This is a genomic window from Roseateles sp. DB2, from assembly GCF_051857535.1.
Taxonomy (GTDB): domain Bacteria; phylum Pseudomonadota; class Gammaproteobacteria; order Burkholderiales; family Burkholderiaceae_C; genus Roseateles_B.
Window position 1 is genome coordinate 57,190 of sequence record NZ_JBPZGY010000017.1, and the last position, 18,700, is coordinate 75,889.

Consider the following 18,700-nt stretch of genomic DNA (forward strand, 5'->3'; position numbering starts at 1 on the left):
CCAAAGGTCATTGACATGAACGACACCGCGCCTGAGTCCGGGCTGCCGCAACGCTGCGGCCTCATCGCCATCGTGGGCCGCCCCAATGTGGGCAAGTCCACCCTTCTGAATGCGCTCGTGGGCCAGAAGGTCAGCATCACCTCGGACAAGGCCCAGACCACACGCCATCGCATCACCGGCGTACGCACGCTGGATGAAGCGCAGTTCGTGTTCGTGGACACCCCAGGTTTCCAGACCAAGCACAACGCGGCGCTGAACCGCAACCTGAACCGCACGGTCCATGGTGTGCTGGCCGATGTGGACCTGGTGCTCTTTGTCGTCGAAGCCGGTCGCTTCGGCCTGGATGATGCCAAGGTCCTGGCCCTGCTGCCCGAGAACAAGCCGGTGGTGCTGATCGCCAACAAGCTGGATGCCGTGCACCGCCGCGCCGAGCTGGCGCCCTGGCTCAAGAGCATGGCCGAGCGCCGCAATTTTGCGGAGTTCGTGCCCCTGTCGGCCCGCAAGGAAGCCGACGTCACGCGCCTGTTCAAGATCCTCAAGCCCTACCTGCCGGAGCAGGGCTGGTTCTATGACGAGGACGCGCTGACCGACCGCTCGGAGCGCTTCCTGGCCACCGAGATCATCCGCGAGAAGCTCTTCCGCCTGACCGGCGATGAACTGCCCTACACCTCCACCGTCGTCATCGACAAGTGGGAAGACGAGGGTGAGTTGCGCCGGATCTCGGCCTCCATCGTGGTCGAGCGCGACGCGCACAAGGGCATGATCATCGGCCAGGGCGGTGAGCGTCTGAAGCGCATAGGTTCCGAGGCCCGCCAGGAGCTGGAGCACCTGATGGATGGCCGGGTCTTCCTGGAGCTGTGGGTCAAGGTCCGCTCTGGTTGGGCGGACAACGAAGAGCACCTGCGCACCTATGGCTACGAGTGAGCGGCTGCGGCGGCCCTGAATGGTCATCCGCGCTCCTCGACAGGCCAGCACGCAGCCAGCTTTCGTGCTGCATCACTACGACTGGAGCGAGACCAGTCTCATCCTGGACCTCTTCACCCGTGAGCAGGGGCGGCTGGCCGTGGTCGCCAAGGGTGCGAAGCGGCCTTATTCCCAGCTCCGATCCGTGCTGCTGCCATTCCAGCGCCTGCTGGTGGGTCTCGGCAAGGCCGCGCGGGACGAGCGCAGCGAGACTGAGGTCCAGACCTTGCGCAGTGCCGAATGGGCTGGGGGCCATACGCTGCCGGGCGGTGCGGCCCTGTTCGCCGGCTATTACCTCAACGAGTTGCTGCTGAAGCTGATGGCCCGGCAGGACCCGCATCCGCGGATCTTCGACGCCTACGCGGCCACCCTGCCGCTGCTGCGCGAGGACGAGGACCAGCGCAGCCAGGCCGCCCTGCGTGCCTTTGAGCTGCGATTGCTGGCCGACCTGGGCCTGCTGCCCGACTTGAGCATGGTCACGCAGACACAGCGCGCGCTGGAGCCGGAGCGGCTCTACATGCTGAGCGCCGAGATGGGCGTCTGCAGCCTGAGCCACGAGGCCCCGGCCTTCGGTGCGATGCAGCTGGTGCAGCTGCAAGCGGCCTTGCTGCATGGTTCGCAGGCCGCCCTGCAGCAGGCCTGCTTCGACTGCCTGCCCTCGCTCAAGGCCTGCCTGCGCGGCCTGCTTCACTATCATCTGGGCCACAAGCCGCTGCGAACGCGGGCGGTGATGCTGGATCTGCAAAAACTGCTGGACTGATGTCATGAATCCCCTGGTCGCTCCCGAAGCCCTGCGCCACGACGGCCGTTGCGCCCTGTCCGTCAACGTCAACAAGGTGGCGCTGCTGCGCAACACCCGGCACCTGGGCATTCCCAGCGTGACCCGTGCCGCCGAGCTGTGCCTGCAGGCCGGCGCCCAGGGCATCACCGTGCATCCCCGGCCGGATGGTCGCCACATCCGCACCGAAGACGTCCACGAGCTGGCTGCCCTGATGAAGGGCTGGCCCCAGGCCGAGTACAACATCGAGGGCAACCCCACCCAGAACCTGATGGACTTCGTGCGCCAGCTGCGGCCGGACCAGGTCACCTTCGTCCCTGACGCCGAGGATCAGTTCACCTCGGACCATGGCTGGAACCTGCCGGCCGACATGGATCGCCTGCGCCCACTGATTGCCGAATGCAAGGCCCTGGGCGTGCGGGTGAGCCTCTTCATGGACCCGATCCCGGCGGCCATGGCCCATGTCGCGGCGCTTGGCGCTGACCGCATCGAGCTCTACACCGAGACCTTCGCCAGCGCCTTCGGCACGGCACGGGAGGCCGAGGTGCTGGCCGGGTTCACCGCAACCGCCGAAGCCGCGCTGGCCGTGGGCCTGGGCATCAATGCCGGCCATGACCTCAATCGCCCCAATCTGACCGCCTTCCTCAAGGCCGTGCCGGGCGTGATGGAAGTTTCCATCGGCCATGCCCTGATCGCCGATGCCCTGGAGCTGGGCTATGCCGAGACCGTGCGCGACTACCAGCGCAGCATCCAGCGCGCCTATGCCTGAGCTTCGCGAGGCGCGGGCGGCAGACCTGGCGACGCACTCGCAGCGGGTCGGTCGCGCGTTGCCTTGGGCCCGAACCTGGACGAGGGAGCCTCGACATGATCTACGGCATCGGTACTGACGTCTGCGACATCCGTCGCATCGCCGACACCCTGCAGCGCCGCGGCCCGCGCTTCGCTGAGAAAGTGCTGGGGCCGCATGAGATCGAGGTCTTCCGCGATCGCAGCGCCCGTGTCGAGGCCCGCGGCATCGCCTATCTGGCCACCCGCTTTTCCGCCAAGGAGGCCTTCTCCAAGGCGATTGGCCTGGGCATGCGCATGCCCATGAACTGGCGCGACTGCGAAATCGTCAAGGCCGCCAGCGGCAAGCCCGAGATCCGCCTGCATGGCGCCCTCAAGGGCTGGTTCGAGGCGCGCGGCCTGCAGGCCCATGTGAGCGTCAGCGACGAATCGGACTACGCCACCTCCTTCGTCGTCGTTGAGACGCGCCCCGAGTCTTCTTCCAGGAGCTGAACCGATGGACATGCTGCATCACGCCCCCCTCATGCTGGACATCGCCGGCACCGCCTTGAGCCCGCATGAGCGTGAGCGCCTGAGCCACCCGCTGGTGGGTGGGCTCATCCTCTTCGCCCGCAACTTCGAGAGCCGGGCTCAGCTGACGGCCTTGTGTGGCGAGCTCAAGTCCCTGCGGCCCGACCTGCTCATTGCAGTGGATCAGGAGGGCGGCCGTGTCCAGCGCTTGCGCAGCGATGGCTTCACGCCCTTGCCGGCCATGCGTGCTCTGGGCGAGTTGTGGATGAAGGACGCCCTGCGTGCCACGCAGGTCGCCACGGCCCTGGGCTATGTCATGGCCATGGAGCTGCGGGCCTGCGGCGTGGACCTGAGCTTCGCGCCGGTGCTGGACCTCGACTACGGCGAGAGCTCCGTGATCGGTGATCGCAGCTTCCATCGTGACCCGCGTGTGGTCGCGATGCTGGCCAAGAGCGTCGCCCAGGGCCAGCTGATCGCCGGCATGGGTGCCTGCGGCAAGCACTTTCCCGGCCATGGCTTCGTGAAGGCCGATTCGCACGTGGACGTGCCCGTTGACAAGCGAAGCCTCAGAGCCATCCTCGCCGAGGACGCCAAGCCCTTCGAATGGCTGCACCTGAGTCTGGCCGCGGTGATGCCGGCCCATGTGATCTATCCCAAGGTCGATGCAAGGCCGGCGGGCTTCTCCTCACGCTGGCTGCAGGAGATCTTGCGCGAGCGCCTGGGCTTCGCCGGCCTCGTCTTCAGCGACGACCTGGGCATGCGTGGCGCACGCGTACTGGAAGGCCGCGAGATTGGCTTTGCCGAAGCTGCCATCACGGCCCTGCATGCAGGCTGTGACATCGCCCTGCTGTGCAACCAGTCAATGGAGGAGGGCGGTCGCGTGCTGGACGAGGTGCTGCAGTCCCTGGAGGATGCTGCCCTGCAGGGGCGCTGGCAGCCCAGCATGGAAAGCGAGGGGCGGCGCCAGCGCCTGCTCTCGCAGCACGCCCCGCTCAGCTGGGACGAACTGATGCATGAGCCGGGCTATCACCTGGCCTTGCAGCAGTTGAACTTCTAGGCGGCCGGCGCGCAATGGCCGTGCAGCGCGCGCCAGCCTGACCTCAGGCCGCGGCCTTGCCCGTCTTGGTTGGCGTGGCCGGCTTGGCCTTGGGGCCCGCCCCCTTGGCCCGGGCGGCGGGCTCCGAGCGGCCCTCGGAGTTCACCTGGACCTGCATGTCCATGTCCATGCGATGACCTTCGGGCAGGGGCATCTGCATCTGCACGCTCATGTCCAGGTCATTGCGCAGCGGGAGGCGGTCGGCCAGGCGCAGATGCAGGCGGCCGGAGCCGGTGCCGTTGAGCACCATGCTCAGCGAGCGTGGGGCCTGCGCGCCATCGGCGCTGGCGGCGGCGCTGGCGGCGGACGGCGGCAGTGGCAAATCCATCTTGAAGTCCATCGCGGCAGCGATGTCGAAGAAGGCCACGCCGGACTCGACCTTGACCAGGGTGTAGCGCGCGTTCACCTTGCCCGCATTGCTGCCGGCAGGGGTGTTGGGCAGCGGCAGGTTCAGCTCCAGCGGCATCTCCAGCGACTCGCCCACGCGGAGCTGGGCGCCTTCGAACTTGGCGAGAGCGTCGAAGGTCTTGCGGAAGGCCTTCTCCAGCAAGTCCGGGGGCATCTTGATCTCGGCGGCGCCCGACCAGCGAATGTTCTCGTAGCGGCCGTCGACGAGCAGGGCGCTGAACTGCATCTCGGGCATGCCTTTGGCCGGAGCCCCGGGCAGTAGGTCGCCATCGCTATTGCGCAGCTCCATCTTCGAAGACTCGATCCGCGCAGTCACGGGGATGCGCTGCTGGGCATCGGCGGCACCCGTCTGCAGGCGTTGGTGCAGCTGCATGCTGACAGTCAAGGGCATCTTGATGGCCCCCAGCTTGCCGCGCAGTTGCTGCACCTCTTCGTCGCTGGCGCCTGGCCGGGGCTTGAGCTTCATGTCGGTGACCATCTTCACGCGGACATCCTGCACCTGCTGCGACTGGGCCAGCGGCAGCAGCGACAAGGTGATGGGGCTCTCCTCCGCCAGGCTGAGCCCGGGGGCTGTGGCGAGGCCGATGACAGCCAGCGGCAGCAGCCGGCGCAAGATCTTGGACATGAATCCCTCCCTGTTGAATCTGTAGGTAAAACAAAACCGGCCTGCCCCTCTGGGGGGGGCAGGCCGGTGGCATCTTAGGTGAAGTCGTCAGGGAGGCTGGCCGTCTACTTGCGGTAGTTGTCCAGCATCCGATAGCCCCGTGCATACAGCCCGAACAGCAGGGCCGCCAGCAACGCGAAGCCAGCGAAGAAGAACATCTGGAAGGCGGTGACGCTGGTGCCTGTGGACTTGATGTAGCTGGTCACCCCTTCGCTCTTGACGCTGCTGTTGGCCAGCAGCACCCAGAGGTTGCCGACGGTAACCGAGAGGTTCCAGAAGCTGGTGATCACGCCCTTCATGGGCAGGGGCGCCTGGCTGTACGCGAACTCCAGGCCGGTGGCAGAGACCAGCACCTCGCCCAGGGTCAGGATGGCGTAGGGCAGGATCTGCCAGACGATGCTCACGGTGTGGCCGTCATCCAGCCACAGCTGCAGGCCACCCACCACGATCCAGGCCACGCCCGACAGCGCGATGCCCGCACCCATGCGGCGCAAGGCCGTGATGCGCAGGCCCATGCGCTCGAGCATGGGGTAGAGCACCAGGTTGTTGAAGGGGATGAGGATCATCACCAGGGCGGGATTCAGCGCCTGCATCATGGAGGACTGGAACCACTCGGGCTTGCTCATCTGGTCGGCCTGCAGAATCCAGGTCGAGGCCTTCTGGTCGAAGAGGGACCAGAAGGGGGTCACCAGTGCAAACAGCACCAGCAGGCGCAGCACGGCACGCACGCCCTCAACGGCCTCGGGCGGGTGCACATTCGAGGCCTTGCCCAGCTGCAATGCCGCCCCCGCGCCGCCAAATCCCATCAGCAGCACCAGGGCCAGGCAGAAGCTGGCCACGAAGCCGATCTGCTTCATCAGCAGGAAGCTGCCCACGGCGCCGGCCAGGCCGATGAGCGCCACGACGAGGCCAGGACCGCCGGTCTTCAGCGCGCTGATCACGACCTTGAGGAAGCTGTGAGGGTCATGCGCCACGGGCGGCGTGTGGACGTACTTCTTGCGGCCGCTCCAGAAGATCAGCGTGGCGATGGCCATCAGGATGCCGGGAATGCCAAAGGCCACGCTGGCGCCGAACTGCTTCAGGAAGATGGGCATCAGCAGCGAGGCGAAGAAGGAGCCGAAGTTGATGATCCAGTAGAAGGCGTCATAGACCTTCTGGGCCAGGCTGCGGTTGCTGCTGTCGAACTGGTCGCCCACGAAGGAGCTCACCAGCGGCTTGATGCCGCCCGAGCCGAGCGAGATGAGGAAGAGGCCGGTGTAGAAGCCGGTGATGTTCTTCTCGAAGATGGCCAGGCAGGCATGGCCGCAGCAGTACAGCAGGCTCAGCCAGAAGATGGTGTTGTACTTGCCGAAGAAGCGGTCTGCGATCCAGCCGCCCAGCAGCGGAAAGAAATAGACACCGATCACGAAGGTGTGGAAGACCTCCTTGGCCTCGGCCTTGCGCAGGTCTTCCGGGATGGCCATCAGCAGGCTGGTCATCAGGAAGACCGTCAGGATGTTGCGCATGCCGTAGAAGCTGAAGCGCTCGCATCCTTCGTTGCCAATGATGTAGGGGATCTGCGGCGGCATCTTGGGCGCCGCGGTGCTGGCTGTCTGGGTCACGGTAAGTCCTTGTGTCGGAGCGCAGGCGGGTTGCCCACGGCGGCGGCAATGCTGGGTGAAGCAGGGCTGCCACTGTAGGCGAAAAGGCGTGCCGGGAAAGGGTGCCAACCCTAGGCAGCGGGCCTGTCCATTCGATGCGCCGGTGGAGGCATCGCCGCAGGCCGGGGGTGTGCTGGCCGCCTCCATGCCGAGAGGAGCGAGCCGGAAATGAATCACGCCGCCGGGCGCGAGCCACGGCGGCGTGATCGGGGCCGGCTCAGGGCCGGCGCTCAGGGTTTCAGCCCTGCAGCTCGAAGGGCAGCTTGACCTGGGCCAGGTCCTTGCGGGTCTCGACCAGCACCAGCGGGCCTTCGTCCAGTTGCAGCACGGGCGGGCGCTCGCGCGGCATGCGCACAGGCTTGGGCTCGGCGGCGATGGCGGCCTGGGCGGCGGCCACCTTGTCGGCGTCCGAGTTCACCCATTGCAGACCAGCGGCTTCGGCAATGCCGTGAAGGTCGCTCATGGGCAGGCTGTAGGCCGGCACCACGACGGCAGGGGATTGCACCGGCGCTTCGGCCACCACCGGAGCGGCCGGAACCTGGGCGGGGGCAGCCGGCTCCTGGACGACCGGGGCGACAGCGGCGGATTCGGCGGGCTCACCCACCAGCTCCAGCTGCTGCGGAGCCGCCGGCTCGGCGCCTTCGCTGCCTTCTGTGCCCTCGCCAGACTGGCCTTCGCGGCGGTCGCGGCGGTAACGGTCACGGCTGCGGCGGCGACGGCCATCCCGGCCTTCCTCGCCCTGGGACGCGTCGCTCGGCGCTTCGCCTTGAGTGTCGGCTGCAGTGAGCTCCTGGGCAGGGGCCTCGGCGGCCTCGGCTTCGGCGGACGGCTCAGCGTCAGCGCCATTCAGCGTGTCGCTGCCGGCTTCGGGGGCGCGGTCCTCACGGTCACGGCCACCACGGCGGCGGCGGCGGCGGCCCTGGCGCTCTTCACCGGCGGCCTCGGGGGGCATGCCATCAGGGATGGTGTCCTGGAAGGCGGTCGGGGACTCGGCGCCCGTGGTTTCGGCCAAGGCCTGGACCTCGGCGGCCGGGCGTTCCTGGCGCTCGCCACGCTCACCGCGATTGCGGCGTCCTTCGCCGCGCTCGGCTCGCTCACCGCGCTCACTGCGTTCAGGGCGACCACCTTCCGGCGTGGCGGCCTCATTGCGCTCGCTGCGCTCATTGCGGCGGCCACGCTCCTGACGCTCGCCGCGTTCGCCACGTTCGGCACGTTCGCCATTGCGATCAGTACGTTCGCTGCGCTCGCCGCGTTCAGCACGGTCGCCGCGCTCCGCACGCTGGCCGTCCTTGCCTTCGCCGCGGCCCTTGCCGTCCTTGCGCTCGCCACGGTCGCCACGGTCGCCACGGTCGCCACGGTCGCGGCGGCGGCCGTCACGGCTACCGTCGCGGCCTTCACGCTTGGCGCTGTCCTTGCGTTCGGTTTCAGCGGGCTTGGCTTCCTCGGCCGGCGTCTCGCCATTGCCGAAGATCTTCTTGAGCCAGCCGAAGAATCCGGTGCTGGTGGCGGCCGAGGCAGCAGCCGTCGCAGGTGCGGCGGCGGCCGGCGCCGCGGGCGCAGCCACGGGCTTGGGCGGCACCACGGGGGCGGGCTGCTCGGGCAGGATGCCCTTGATCACCGGTTCCTGCTTGCTCTTGCCCTTGTCGTCGCCGCCGCGGCGGGTGATGCCCACCTCGTCCTGCGGCTCCTCGATCATGGTGTAGCTGGCCTGCAGATTCTCCAGGCGCGGATCGTCGTGGCGCAGGCGCTCCAGCTTGTAGTTGGGTGTCTCCAGGTGCTTGTTGGGCACCAGCAGAACGGTCACGCGCTGCTTGAGCTCGATCTTGGTGATCTCGGTGCGCTTCTCGTTCAGCAGGAAGCTGGTCACCTCCACCGGCACCTGCACGTGCACGGCGGCGGTGTTGTCCTTCATGGACTCTTCCTGGACCATGCGCAGGATCTGCAGGGCCGAGCTTTCCGTGTCACGGATGTGACCGGTGCCATTGCAGCGCGGGCAGGTGATGTGGCTGCCTTCGCTCAGCGCCGGGCGCAGGCGCTGGCGGCTCAGTTCCAGCAGGCCGAACTTGCTGATGGAGCTGAACTGCACGCGGGCGCGGTCCTGGCGCAGGGCGTCGCGCAGGCGCTGCTCGACCTCGCGGCGGTTCTTGGACTCCTCCATGTCGATGAAGTCCACGACGATCAGGCCGCCCAGGTCGCGCAGGCGCATCTGGCGGGCGATCTCGTCGGCCGCTTCCAGATTGGTGCGGGTCGCGGTTTCCTCGATGTCACCGCCGCGGGTGGCGCGGGCGGAGTTGACGTCCACCGAGACCAGAGCCTCGGTGTGGTCGATCACGATGGCGCCGCCCGAGGGCAGGTTCACCGTGCGGCTGAAGGCCGTCTCGATCTGGTGCTCGATCTGGAAGCGGCTGAACAGCGGCGCGTCGTCACGGTAACGCTTCACGCGATGCGCGTTGTCCGGCATCACGTGGTTCATGAACTGGTGAGCCTGCTCGTAGATGTCGTCCGTGTCGATCAGGATCTCACCGATGTCGGCGGTGAAGTAGTCGCGGATCGCTCGGATGACCAGGGAGCTTTCCTGGTAGATCAGGTAGGCGCCCTTGCCGCCCCGGGAGGCGTCGTCGATCGCCGTCCAGAGCTTGAGCATGTAGTTGAGGTCCCACTGCAGCTCGGCGGCGGTGCGGCCGATGCCGGCGGTGCGGGCGATCAGGGACATACCCTTGGGGTAGTCGAGCTGGTCGAGGTTCTCCTTGAGCTCCTCGCGATCCTCGCCCTCGATGCGGCGCGAGACGCCACCGCCGCGGGGGTTGTTCGGCATCAGCACGAGGTAGCGGCCGGCCAGGGAGATGAAGGTGGTCAGGGCAGCGCCCTTGTTGCCGCGCTCTTCCTTCTCGACCTGGACCAGCAGTTCCTGGCCCTCCTTGATGGCGTCCTGGATCTTGGCCGAGCGGACGTCCGTGCCTTCACGGAAGTACTGGCGGGAGATTTCCTTGAACGGGAGGAAGCCGTGGCGGTCTTCGCCGTAGTCCACGAAGCAGGCTTCGAGCGAGGGCTCGACCCGCGTCACGACGGCCTTGTAGATATTGCCCTTGCGCTGTTCGCGCCCTTCGATTTCGGTTTCGAAGTCCAGCAGTTTCTGGCCATCGACGATTGCGAGGCGCCGCTCTTCCGGCTGCGTCGCATTGATCAGCATGCGTTTCATCGTTTCTCCTTACACGCCGTTCACACTGGCCAAGACCAGGCTGCACGGCGCGCAGCACCACATCGCACGGGGCGTGAACCCGCGGGCGACCGACATCAGCACGAGAAACGCGGTGGAACCGAGGAAGGAATCGCCCTGGACTGCTGGAGATCGCGAAACTCGCGATCAAGCCGGCAGCGTTGGCGCGTGCGCTTCAACAGGGGGCGCGGAGCCTCCCTCCCGTGAACGCGCCACCATCGTTGGCGCGACCCGGCCGCGGCTGATGCGGGGCAGGCAGCCGGTCAGCGACCGGGGCTGCGCGCGCATGCGGCGGGGGGTGGGGGGATTGCTGGGATTCATCCGCGGGGAACTGCTGGGCGCTGGCATGAGGCCTCCGGCTCTTGACCGGGCGGCCTCACACGATGAAAAACCTTATTCGTGCCGATCGTGGGGTGATAGCCCCTCGATCAGGCGTGGTCCGTACTGCGTCGCTCTTCCGTGCCCGCTTTCCGACCGCCGCTGTCACTTGGGGACAGGGCCCGCCGGGCAGGCAGACACGTTGCTTCACCAAATTGTGAGGGCCTTGAACGGGGACGCGGCTTGCGCCGCAGACCACCTGTTCCAGGCCCTACCACCCCTGCGTTCTTTGCATCCCCGCGGCTCACCCGCAGGTAAAATCAGAAAAATCAAATACTTAGAACGCAATCGTGGTACGGAAGATTATAGGGGCTAAAGGTCGCAGCCCGAGTTCGGGAAGCGACCACAGCGCCAGGCGCCCGGCAGCGCCCGCCCAGCCCGGCCGCAAGAAGGCGTCCACCACGATGAAACGGGGCGAAACGCCTCGTTCGGCGGCCGCGCCGGCTGCGTCCGGCCCGGGTGTGGCCCGCCCGCCGTCCCAGGCGCAGGGGACAGCCGTCCCTCCCAGGGCAGCACCGGCGGTGCAACTGCTCACCATTGACGAAGGCTCCGCCGGCCAGCGCCTGGACAACTTTCTGCTGAAAGTACTCAAGGGCGTGCCCAAGACCCACGTCTACCGGGTGATCCGGGCTGGTGAGGTGCGCGTCAACAAGGGCCGGGCCCAGGCCGACACCCGCCTGGAGCTGGGGGATCTCGTACGCGTGCCACCGGTGCGCCTGCCCGAGCGCAGCACGGCGGCCCAGGCTCCCGTGCCTGCACGTGAGTTTCCCGTGGTCTTCGAGGACGAGCACCTGATGGCCATCAACAAGCCAGCCGGCGTGGCTGTGCACGGCGGTTCGGGCGTGAGCTTCGGGGTGATAGAGCAGCTGCGCCAGGCCCGCCCGCAGGCCAAGTTCCTGGAGCTGGTGCATCGCCTGGACAAGGAAACCTCCGGCCTGCTGCTGATTGCCAAGAAGCGCAGCGCCCTCAACGCCCTGCAGGACCAGTTCCGTGACCGCGAGACCGGCAAGACCTACGCTGCCCTGGTATGGGGCGCCTGGCCCAAGGGGCAGACCGTGATCGACGTGCCCCTGCTGAAGTTCGTCGGCAGCGACGGCGAACGCTGGGTGCGCGCGGTGACGTCCTCGCACGACCCGAGTGCCGAGCACGCCAAGCGCTCCATCAGCCTGGTGAAGCTGGCGGAAGGGCTGCCGGGCTTCAGTCTGGTTGATGTGACCATCAAGACCGGCCGCACCCACCAGATCCGCGTGCACCTGGCCCAGGCGGGCCATGCCATCGTCGGTGATCCGAAGTACGGGGACTTCGAAGCCAACAAGGCCCTGGCTCGCGGCGAGACCGTGCCGGGGCTGCGCTTCGACCGCATGTTCCTGCACGCCCGCCGGCTGCGTTTCATCCACCCTGCCGGCGGCCAGGAGATCGAATTGACGGCACCCTTGCCCGACGAATGTGATTCCCTGTTGCGTCAACTGCGCCACCCGCCGCGCCAAGGCCACGTTTGATGAACGCCACTCGACCCCAACGCTACGACCTCATCGTCTTCGACTGGGATGGCACCCTGTTCGACTCCACCGCCCTCATCGTGCAGGCCATCCAGGGCGCTGCCGCCGACCTGGGCCTGCCCGTGCCGCCGCGCGAACGCGCCGCGCACGTGATCGGCCTGGGGCTCTACGAGGCCCTGGCCATTGCCACGCCCGAGCTACCGCGCGAGCGCTACGCCGAGATGGGCCAGGCCTACCGCAAGCACTACTTCGCCCAGCACGAGGCCCTGTGCCTGTTCGGCGGCGTCGAGCCCCTGCTGCAGGCGCTCAAGGCGCGGCACCACTGGCTGGCCATCGCCACGGGGAAAAGCCGCAGCGGCCTGGACGAGGCGCTGCGCCATGTCGCCCTGCATGGCGTCTTCGATGCCAGCCGCACGGCCGACGAGACCCAGAGCAAGCCGCATCCCCTCATGCTGGAGGAGCTGATGCGCGAGTTCGCTGTGGAGCCTGAGCGCACGCTGATGATCGGGGACACCACGCATGATCTGCAGCTGGCCCGCAACGCCGGCTGCGCGGCGCTGGGCGTCAGCTATGGCGCCCACGATCCCGAGCATTTCGAGGCCTTCGAGCCGGTGCATATCGCCCATTCAGTGCCCGATCTTCACGACTGGCTGCTCAAGCACGCCTGACAAGACCTGACCCTGCCATGAATGCCAACGACACGATCCCCCAAGGTGATGGCCTGCTCCTGTGCGAGTCGGCCGAGCTGCAGGAGCGCGGCAAGGCGCACTGCTTCGAGGTGCTTCAGTACGGCCAGCCGGCTGGCGCCTTTGCCCTGCGCTTCGAGGGCCAGGCGGTGGCCTATCTGAACCGCTGCGCCCATGTGCCCACCGAGATGGACTGGCAGGAAGGCGAGTTCCTGGACAGCGACAAGCGCTACATCATCTGCTCCATCCATGGCGCCGTCTACGACCCGCTGAGCGGCCGCTGCATGACCGGCATGTGCGGCCGCACCGGTCTGCACAAGATCGAGGTGCAGGAGCGCGAGGGCAGGGTGTATTGGTATCCTAGCCGCGACACCAAGCCTGCTTTCGAGGACTGAGCCCGCCCTCCACACCCCCCCCCGGGGCCGGCAGCCTGCCCAGGCCCTTGCAGCAAACACCCGACATGAATCCCAACGACGAACAGCCGCGCATCCTGCCGGACGCCACGGCCCGCCCCGAAGACATGCTCAAGGCCGCCATGCCGGAGCCGGACCCCCTTGCACCCTCTGCGCCGTCTGCACCATCTGCACCATCTGCACCATCTGCACCATCTGCACCATCTGCGCCATCTGCACCATCTGCACCATCTGCACCATCTGCACCATCTGCACCATCTGCGCCGGCCGCCGGCTACGAACCGCTGCTGGCCCAGTTCGCCCAGGACTTTCTGCGTGACCGCCGGGCCGAGCGCCGCTGGCGCTCCTTCTTCCGGCTGCTGTGGCTGGGCCTGGTTTTCTTCCTGGTCTGGGCCTTGTTCTACCAGCCCCATCATGTGACCGCGCCCAATACGCCGCACACGGCCCTGGTCGAGGTGCGCGGCGAGATCGCGGCCGATACCGAAGCCAGCGCCGAGCTGATGCTCTCCGCCCTGCGCAGTGCCTTCGAGGACCAGGGCGCACAAGCCGTGGTGCTGCGCATCAACTCGCCCGGTGGCAGCCCGGTGCAGGCGGGCATCGTCTATGACGAGATCCGGCGCCTCAAGGCCAAGCACGGCAAGAAGGTCTATGCGGTGGTCGAGGAGATCTGCGCGTCGGGGGCCTACTACATCGCTGCTGCGGCCGACGAGATTTTCGTGGACAAGGCCAGCATCGTCGGCTCCATCGGCGTGCTGATGGACGGCTTTGGCTTCACCGGACTGATGGACAAGCTGGGCATCGAGCGTCGCCTGCTCACCGCTGGCGAGAACAAGGGCATGCTGGACCCCTACAGCAAGGAGAACCCGCGCCAGAAGGCCTATGCCCAGGCCATGCTGGACCAGATCCATCGCCAGTTCATCGCCGTGGTGCGCGAGGGCCGCGGCCAGCGCCTCAAGGAAACACCCGAGATGTTCTCCGGCCTGTTCTGGAACGGCGAGGAAGCCGTCAAGCTGGGCCTGGCGGACGGACTGGGCAACCTGGATTTTGTGGCGCGAGAGGTGGTGAAGGCCGAGGAGGTCATCGACTACACCCCGCGGGACAACGTCGCCGAACGCCTGGCCAAGCGCTTCGGCGCAGCCCTGGGCGAGGGCGCTGTGAAGGCGATGCGGCAGCTGCCCGCCATCCACTGAGGCGTCGTGACGCCTCCATCGAAAAGGCCCTCCAGCGGAGGGCCTTCGCGTTTGCGGGGACCTGGGGTCAGGTCTTGCTGCGACGGCGCGAGGCCAGTGCTGCAGCGGCCAGGGCCAGTCCGGCAAGCCAGCCGATCTGCGGCTCGGGCACCTGGCTGGTCTCGGGCGGCCGCGGGGTGGGAGTCAAGGGCTCCCAGCCGATCTCGAAAGCCTGCGAGATCGAGGCGCCGATCACCGTGCCTTCCACATGGCCCTGGCCGTAGAGGTCAGCCTTGGGGGCCAGCACGCTGCCATCCACCCAGCCCAGCTTCACACGGTTGGCATTGGCCAGGTTGAACAGCACCTTGCCCTGGGCCTCCTGCACGGGCTTGAAGCCGCTGAAGGCGCCGGTCAGCTGCACATCGCCCGCGTTGAGGATGTTGACCACCACCCAGGCGTCTGCCGCCACATTGCTGAGGGTGAGGCTGGGCATCACCCAGCTGCCGCCCAGCTTGTTCTTGCTGCCCAGCAGAATGTCGAAAACTTCCACCGCGCCAGCCTTGCCGCTGCCGCTCAGCTTGATATCGCTCCAGGGCTGGGTCACGGTGCCGGTGCTGGCCAGGGCGGCCAGCGAGCCGGACAGTGTCGTCAGCTGGTTCTGGGCGGCCTTGAAGTCCACCAGGCCGCTGATCTTGGGTTCGGTGCGCAGGTCCAGGTAGCTGGAGGAACCCTTGTTCTGGCCGCCGAAGACGCCATAGCTGTTGCCATAGTGGGCGAGGGCCGGGTCCCAGGGAACCAGATTGCCTTCACCGGCGCTGCTGTCCTTCACCGAAGCCGGCGCCGCGGAATAGATGCGGCCGTTGGTGAAGCTCACGTCACCGCCTACCACCAGGGCCGGGCCGCTGCTGCCGGCCGGCGCACGGTAGCCCACGCTGAGACCGTTGGCTGTCAGTGAGCCTCCGACCGCCAGCCGGCCTTCCACGTCATTGGCCGCCTTGACGTCGCCGAAGATGAAGGCGCTGTACTGGGCGGCCACGCCCAGGTCGATGAGCGGTGCGGCGCCTGCCGCCTGTGCCAATGCCAGACCAGTCAGGCCGGCGGCCAAGGCCCCAATCCTGCGCGGCAGCGCTGCTCTTCCTTGCTTGCTGTGCATGTTTTTCCCAGACGTCCTTGGCATTCAATGCCTTGTGAATTGCGGCGGATTCTAGGAAGCAGGCTGTTACCTACCACCCCCGCGATTGAGGTGGTATGCAATTGGTTTGTGCTTTTTGCACGGTTCACGGCTTCAGCAGCCGGGATGCATCGCGCGCCCGGCCTGTGTTTCAGCGGCGTCCCTCAGGGCTGCACATAGGCCGTCTTCACGGTGGTGTAGAACTCCGCCGCGTAGCTGCCCTGCTCGCGCGGGCCCATGCTGGAACCCTTGCGGCCCCCGAAGGGCACGTGGTAGTCCACGCCTGCCGTCGGCACATTGACCATGACCATGCCGGCCTGGGCGTGGCGCTTGAAGTGGCTGGCGTACTTCAACGAGGTGGTGCAGATGCCCGCCGCCAGACCGAAGGGGGTGTCGTTGGCCAGGGCCAGGGCGTGCTCGTAGCTGTCTGCCGGCAGCACGCTGGCTACGGGGCCGAAGATCTCCTCGCGGCAGTGCTGCATGCTGTTGTCGCAGTCGGCGAAGAGCGCGGGCTGGAGGTAGAAGCCGGGCTTGTCCAGTTGCAGGCGTTCGCCGCCGCAGACCAGTCGCGCGCCCTCGGCCTTGGCAATGTCGATGTACTTCAGGTCCTGCGCCAGTTGGGCTTCGTCGACCACCGGGCCGATCTGGGTCTGCGGGTCCAGGGCGTCGCCCACGCGCAAGGCGCGGGCGGCCTCGCCCAGGGCCTGCACGAAGCGGGGGTAGATGCCCTTCTGCACGATGATGCGTGAGGAGGCCGTGCAGCGCTGGCCCGTCGAGAAGAAAGCGCTCTGCAGCACCGAGTTCACGGCCACGTCCAGGTCTGCATCGTCCAGCACGATGCAGGGGTTCTTGCCGCCCATTTCCAGCTGGAAGCGGGCACCGCGCGCCACCGCGGCCTGCGCCACGCGCTGGCCCGTGCCCACCGAGCCGGTGAAGCTGATGGCAGCCACGCGGCGGTCGTCCAGCAGGGCCTGGCCTACCTGCGAGCCCGGACCCATCACCAGGTTGAAGACACCGGCGGGCAGCCCGGCGCGGCTGATGATCTCGGCCAGCGCCCAGGCAGAACCGGGGACCAGGTCGGCAGGCTTGAGCACCACCGTGTTGCCGAAGGCCAGTGCCGGCGCGAGCTTCCAGGCCGGGATGGCGGCGGGAAAGTTCCAGGGCGTGATCAGGCCCACCACGCCCACGGGCTCGCGGGTGATCTCAACCTCGACGCCGGGGCGCACCGAGGCCAGCTTCTCACCGCGCAGGCGCAAGGCCTCCTGGGCGAAGAACTTGAAGATGGCGCCGGCCCGCGCCACCTCGCCAATGCCCTCGGGCCGGGTCTTACCTTCCTCGCGGGACAGCAGGGTGCCCAGCTCCTCCTTGCGGGCCAGGATCTCGCCGCCGATGCGGTCCAGGGCATCCGCACGGACCTGCGGGCTGGAGAGGCCCCAGGCCGGCGCGGCTTCAGCTGCGGCGGCGATGGCGCGCTCGGCCAGGGTGGCATCGGCCTGCGCGTAACGGCCGATCACGTCGCGGGTGTCCGAGGGGTTGAGGTTGTCACGCAGGCGTGGGCCGTCCAGCCATTCGCCGCCGATGTAAAGAGGGTGCAGGGGAGCGCTCATGGGTTTGTCTCGCAAGGTCTGGGTGCGGATATTGTAGATATATCTATTGGAGCACGGAGTCTCCCATCATGCAGATCCTGGCTTGTGAACGCCAGCTCGCCGGATCAAGCCCTGCGCAGATCTCATGGGCGCTGGCGCTGCAGGCCCTCAGGCCCTCAGGACTGGGCGGGGCTGAGCGGCTGCTTGGCCTTGGAGGCTGCCGACCCGGCGAGTTCGGACAGGGCGCGCACCAGCCCGCTGCGGCTGGGCTGGTCCACGAAGATGCAGCGCTTGCCATGGCGCTTGCAGTGCTCCTTGACCCTCCAATAGGCATCGTGGCTGATGCAGGCGGTCTGGCAGATCACCAGGTCTGCCGCTGCCAGCGTGGCGTCGAGCTGGGTGACGGCATGTTCCTCGCCGCCGTCGTGATGCAGGAAGCGGGCGCCGCGCGCCTCGATCAGGCGACGGTAGACCGGCACGGTGGCCGCACGCCCGCCGACGCAAAGAACGGACTGATCCTCCAGGGGGACAGGCACGGCGGCCGAGGCGGCGCCGGGGGACTCCGGGCCGCCCTGGGCCGGATCGGCCGGGGCAGGGGGAGGCAGGCGGGCGGGGGCCTGCTGCGCCTGGCGCAGTTCGCGGCGCAGGCCTTGCACGGTCTGCTCCAGCTGATGGATGCGGGCCTGGCCCTCCAGCAGTTGGCGTTCGCGGACCAGTGCCTGGCGCAGGGCGGGTTGCGTCGCGTGCAGGGTGTCCAACTCAGCCTGCACGGCGGCGAGGCGGCTGTCGCGCAGGACCAGCTCGGCCCGGTGCCGCATCTGCTGGGCCAGCAGCTCCTCGATCCGACGGTCCCGCTCGGCGATCAGCTGGGTGCTGCGCTGCTGGGCTCGGCCCAGCTCGGCCGCGAGTACGCCGTTCTCATGGGTCAGGGCCTGGATGCGCTGCAGGTCTGCCCGGTGCGAGCTGCCCACCTGGTGCTGGATCATGTGGATGTCCTGCAGCACCTCATCCTGCAGCAGGCTGTCGCAGCGCGGATGGCTGAGCGTGGCCCACAGGGCGCCGGCCACTTCCGCGCTCGCCGAGGCTTCGCGCCACCAGTCGCGCAGCTGCAGTGTGGTCTTGAGCCGGCTGGCCTGGCGTACGGCGAGGGCATAACGCTGGTCCAGCTCGCGGTGCAGCAGCTCGGCGATCCGACCGCGCTGGCGGCATTCGTGGATGGCTCCGCAGTGCAGTTCGTAGTCCTGCACCATGGCCTCTCCTCCCAAGGCCTTGCCGACGCGCTTGCGCAGCACCGCCAGGGGCAGGCAGGCGCCGATCACGGGGCACAGGGCCTGCGAAGGCAGCTCCCAGAGGCGCCGGCGTCGCGAGCCCAACAGATGGCTGGGCACGGCCAGTTCGGGAGGGGCGGCGGCCAGCGTTGCCGTGGCCTCGGCGCCACCATCTGTACCGGGCGCTTGGGGTCGTGGTTGAGGGCTGCTTCCGTGGGGCGCGATCTGCGGCTCGGTGGCCGTTGCCAGCCTGTGCTCGCTACGGTGTTCACACATGGCAGTCCTCCCAGGTGGGGGCCAGGTAAGGCGGGAGCAGGCCATCAGTGGCCAGGCGTTCAGGCGTCGGCATGCGAGGCTCCAGTCGGGGCGCACCATTCGGGCTGTGGCCGCAGAGGTGCGAAAGGGAGACAGGCTGGCGGCAGCTGGCGGCGAAGGGCGGGGTCGGCGGGGCCGACCGCAGGGTTCAGT

At 67.7% G+C, this 18,700-nt stretch carries 15 protein-coding genes; 9 read left to right on the forward strand and 6 right to left on the reverse strand.

What is annotated here, in order from left to right; translation table 11 throughout:
- Nucleotides 1-15 precede the first annotated feature (15 nt).
- From era to nagZ, 5 genes are all read left to right on the forward strand, one after another.
- Nucleotides 16-924 (forward strand): GTPase Era, encoded by a 909-nt coding sequence (era, locus tag ACS5PK_RS19870; RefSeq protein ID WP_439442002.1) that lies wholly within the window; start codon nt 16-18, stop codon nt 922-924.
- 19 nt (nt 925-943) lie between these two features.
- Nucleotides 944-1,723, forward strand: coding sequence for a DNA repair protein RecO (gene recO, locus ACS5PK_RS19875; RefSeq protein WP_439442003.1), 780 nt, complete (start codon nt 944-946; stop codon nt 1,721-1,723).
- A gap of 4 nt (nt 1,724-1,727) precedes the next feature.
- A complete protein-coding gene (locus tag ACS5PK_RS19880; RefSeq protein WP_439442004.1) occupies nt 1,728-2,510 on the forward strand; it encodes a pyridoxine 5'-phosphate synthase in 783 nt (260 codons plus the stop codon).
- Nucleotides 2,511-2,605: 95 nt separating this feature from the next.
- Nucleotides 2,606-3,019 (forward strand): holo-ACP synthase, encoded by a 414-nt coding sequence (acpS, locus tag ACS5PK_RS19885; RefSeq protein ID WP_439442005.1) that lies wholly within the window; start codon nt 2,606-2,608, stop codon nt 3,017-3,019.
- A gap of 10 nt (nt 3,020-3,029) precedes the next feature.
- Nucleotides 3,030-4,094 (forward strand): beta-N-acetylhexosaminidase, encoded by a 1,065-nt coding sequence (gene nagZ / locus ACS5PK_RS19890; RefSeq protein WP_439442030.1) that lies wholly within the window; start codon nt 3,030-3,032, stop codon nt 4,092-4,094.
- Between the two features lie 43 nt (nt 4,095-4,137).
- Here nagZ and ACS5PK_RS19895 read toward each other — a convergent pair whose 3' ends face one another.
- From ACS5PK_RS19895 to ACS5PK_RS19905, 3 genes are all read right to left on the reverse strand, one after another.
- Nucleotides 4,138-5,166 (reverse strand): hypothetical protein, encoded by a 1,029-nt coding sequence (locus ACS5PK_RS19895; RefSeq protein WP_439442006.1) that lies wholly within the window; start codon nt 5,164-5,166, stop codon nt 4,138-4,140.
- 104 nt (nt 5,167-5,270) lie between these two features.
- Nucleotides 5,271-6,773, reverse strand: a complete 1,503-nt coding sequence (locus tag ACS5PK_RS19900; protein ID WP_439442031.1) for a POT-type proton-dependent oligopeptide transporter — start codon at nt 6,771-6,773, stop codon at nt 5,271-5,273.
- Nucleotides 6,774-7,083: 310 nt separating this feature from the next.
- Complete coding sequence (locus ACS5PK_RS19905; RefSeq protein WP_439442007.1) at nt 7,084-10,044, reverse strand: Rne/Rng family ribonuclease; 2,961 nt, start codon at nt 10,042-10,044, stop codon at nt 7,084-7,086.
- Nucleotides 10,045-10,961: 917 nt separating this feature from the next.
- Between ACS5PK_RS19905 and ACS5PK_RS19910 the strand changes: the two genes are divergently transcribed.
- The 4 genes from ACS5PK_RS19910 to ACS5PK_RS19925 all read left to right on the forward strand — a co-directional run bounded on the left by ACS5PK_RS19910 (nt 10,962) and on the right by ACS5PK_RS19925 (nt 14,228).
- The gene (locus ACS5PK_RS19910) at nt 10,962-11,939 is read left to right on the forward strand and encodes an RluA family pseudouridine synthase (protein WP_439442008.1); all 978 of its coding nucleotides are present in this window, start codon (nt 10,962-10,964) and stop codon (nt 11,937-11,939) included.
- Nucleotides 11,939-12,607 (forward strand): HAD family hydrolase, encoded by a 669-nt coding sequence (locus tag ACS5PK_RS19915; protein ID WP_439442009.1) that lies wholly within the window; start codon nt 11,939-11,941, stop codon nt 12,605-12,607. Before ACS5PK_RS19910 ends, ACS5PK_RS19915 begins: the two co-directional genes overlap by 1 nt.
- Before the next feature lie 17 nt (nt 12,608-12,624).
- Nucleotides 12,625-13,020 (forward strand): Rieske (2Fe-2S) protein, encoded by a 396-nt coding sequence (locus ACS5PK_RS19920; RefSeq protein ID WP_439442010.1) that lies wholly within the window; start codon nt 12,625-12,627, stop codon nt 13,018-13,020.
- 140 nt (nt 13,021-13,160) lie between these two features.
- Nucleotides 13,161-14,228 (forward strand): S49 family peptidase, encoded by a 1,068-nt coding sequence (locus tag ACS5PK_RS19925; protein WP_439442032.1) that lies wholly within the window; start codon nt 13,161-13,163, stop codon nt 14,226-14,228.
- Nucleotides 14,229-14,295: 67 nt separating this feature from the next.
- Here the strand turns inward: ACS5PK_RS19925 and ACS5PK_RS19930 are convergent, their stop codons facing one another.
- From ACS5PK_RS19930 to ACS5PK_RS19940, 3 genes are all read right to left on the reverse strand, one after another.
- Nucleotides 14,296-15,312 carry a collagen-binding domain-containing protein gene (locus ACS5PK_RS19930; RefSeq protein WP_439442011.1) on the reverse strand — a complete coding sequence of 339 codons (1,017 nt, stop codon included), beginning with the start codon at nt 15,310-15,312 and terminating at the stop codon, nt 14,296-14,298.
- Between the two features lie 230 nt (nt 15,313-15,542).
- Entirely contained in the window at nt 15,543-16,985 is a 1,443-nt protein-coding gene (locus ACS5PK_RS19935) for an aldehyde dehydrogenase family protein (protein ID WP_439442012.1), read from the reverse strand.
- A gap of 155 nt (nt 16,986-17,140) precedes the next feature.
- Entirely contained in the window at nt 17,141-18,508 is a 1,368-nt protein-coding gene (locus ACS5PK_RS19940) for a DUF2325 domain-containing protein (RefSeq protein WP_439442013.1), read from the reverse strand.
- Between the last annotated feature and the right edge of the window lie 192 nt (nt 18,509-18,700).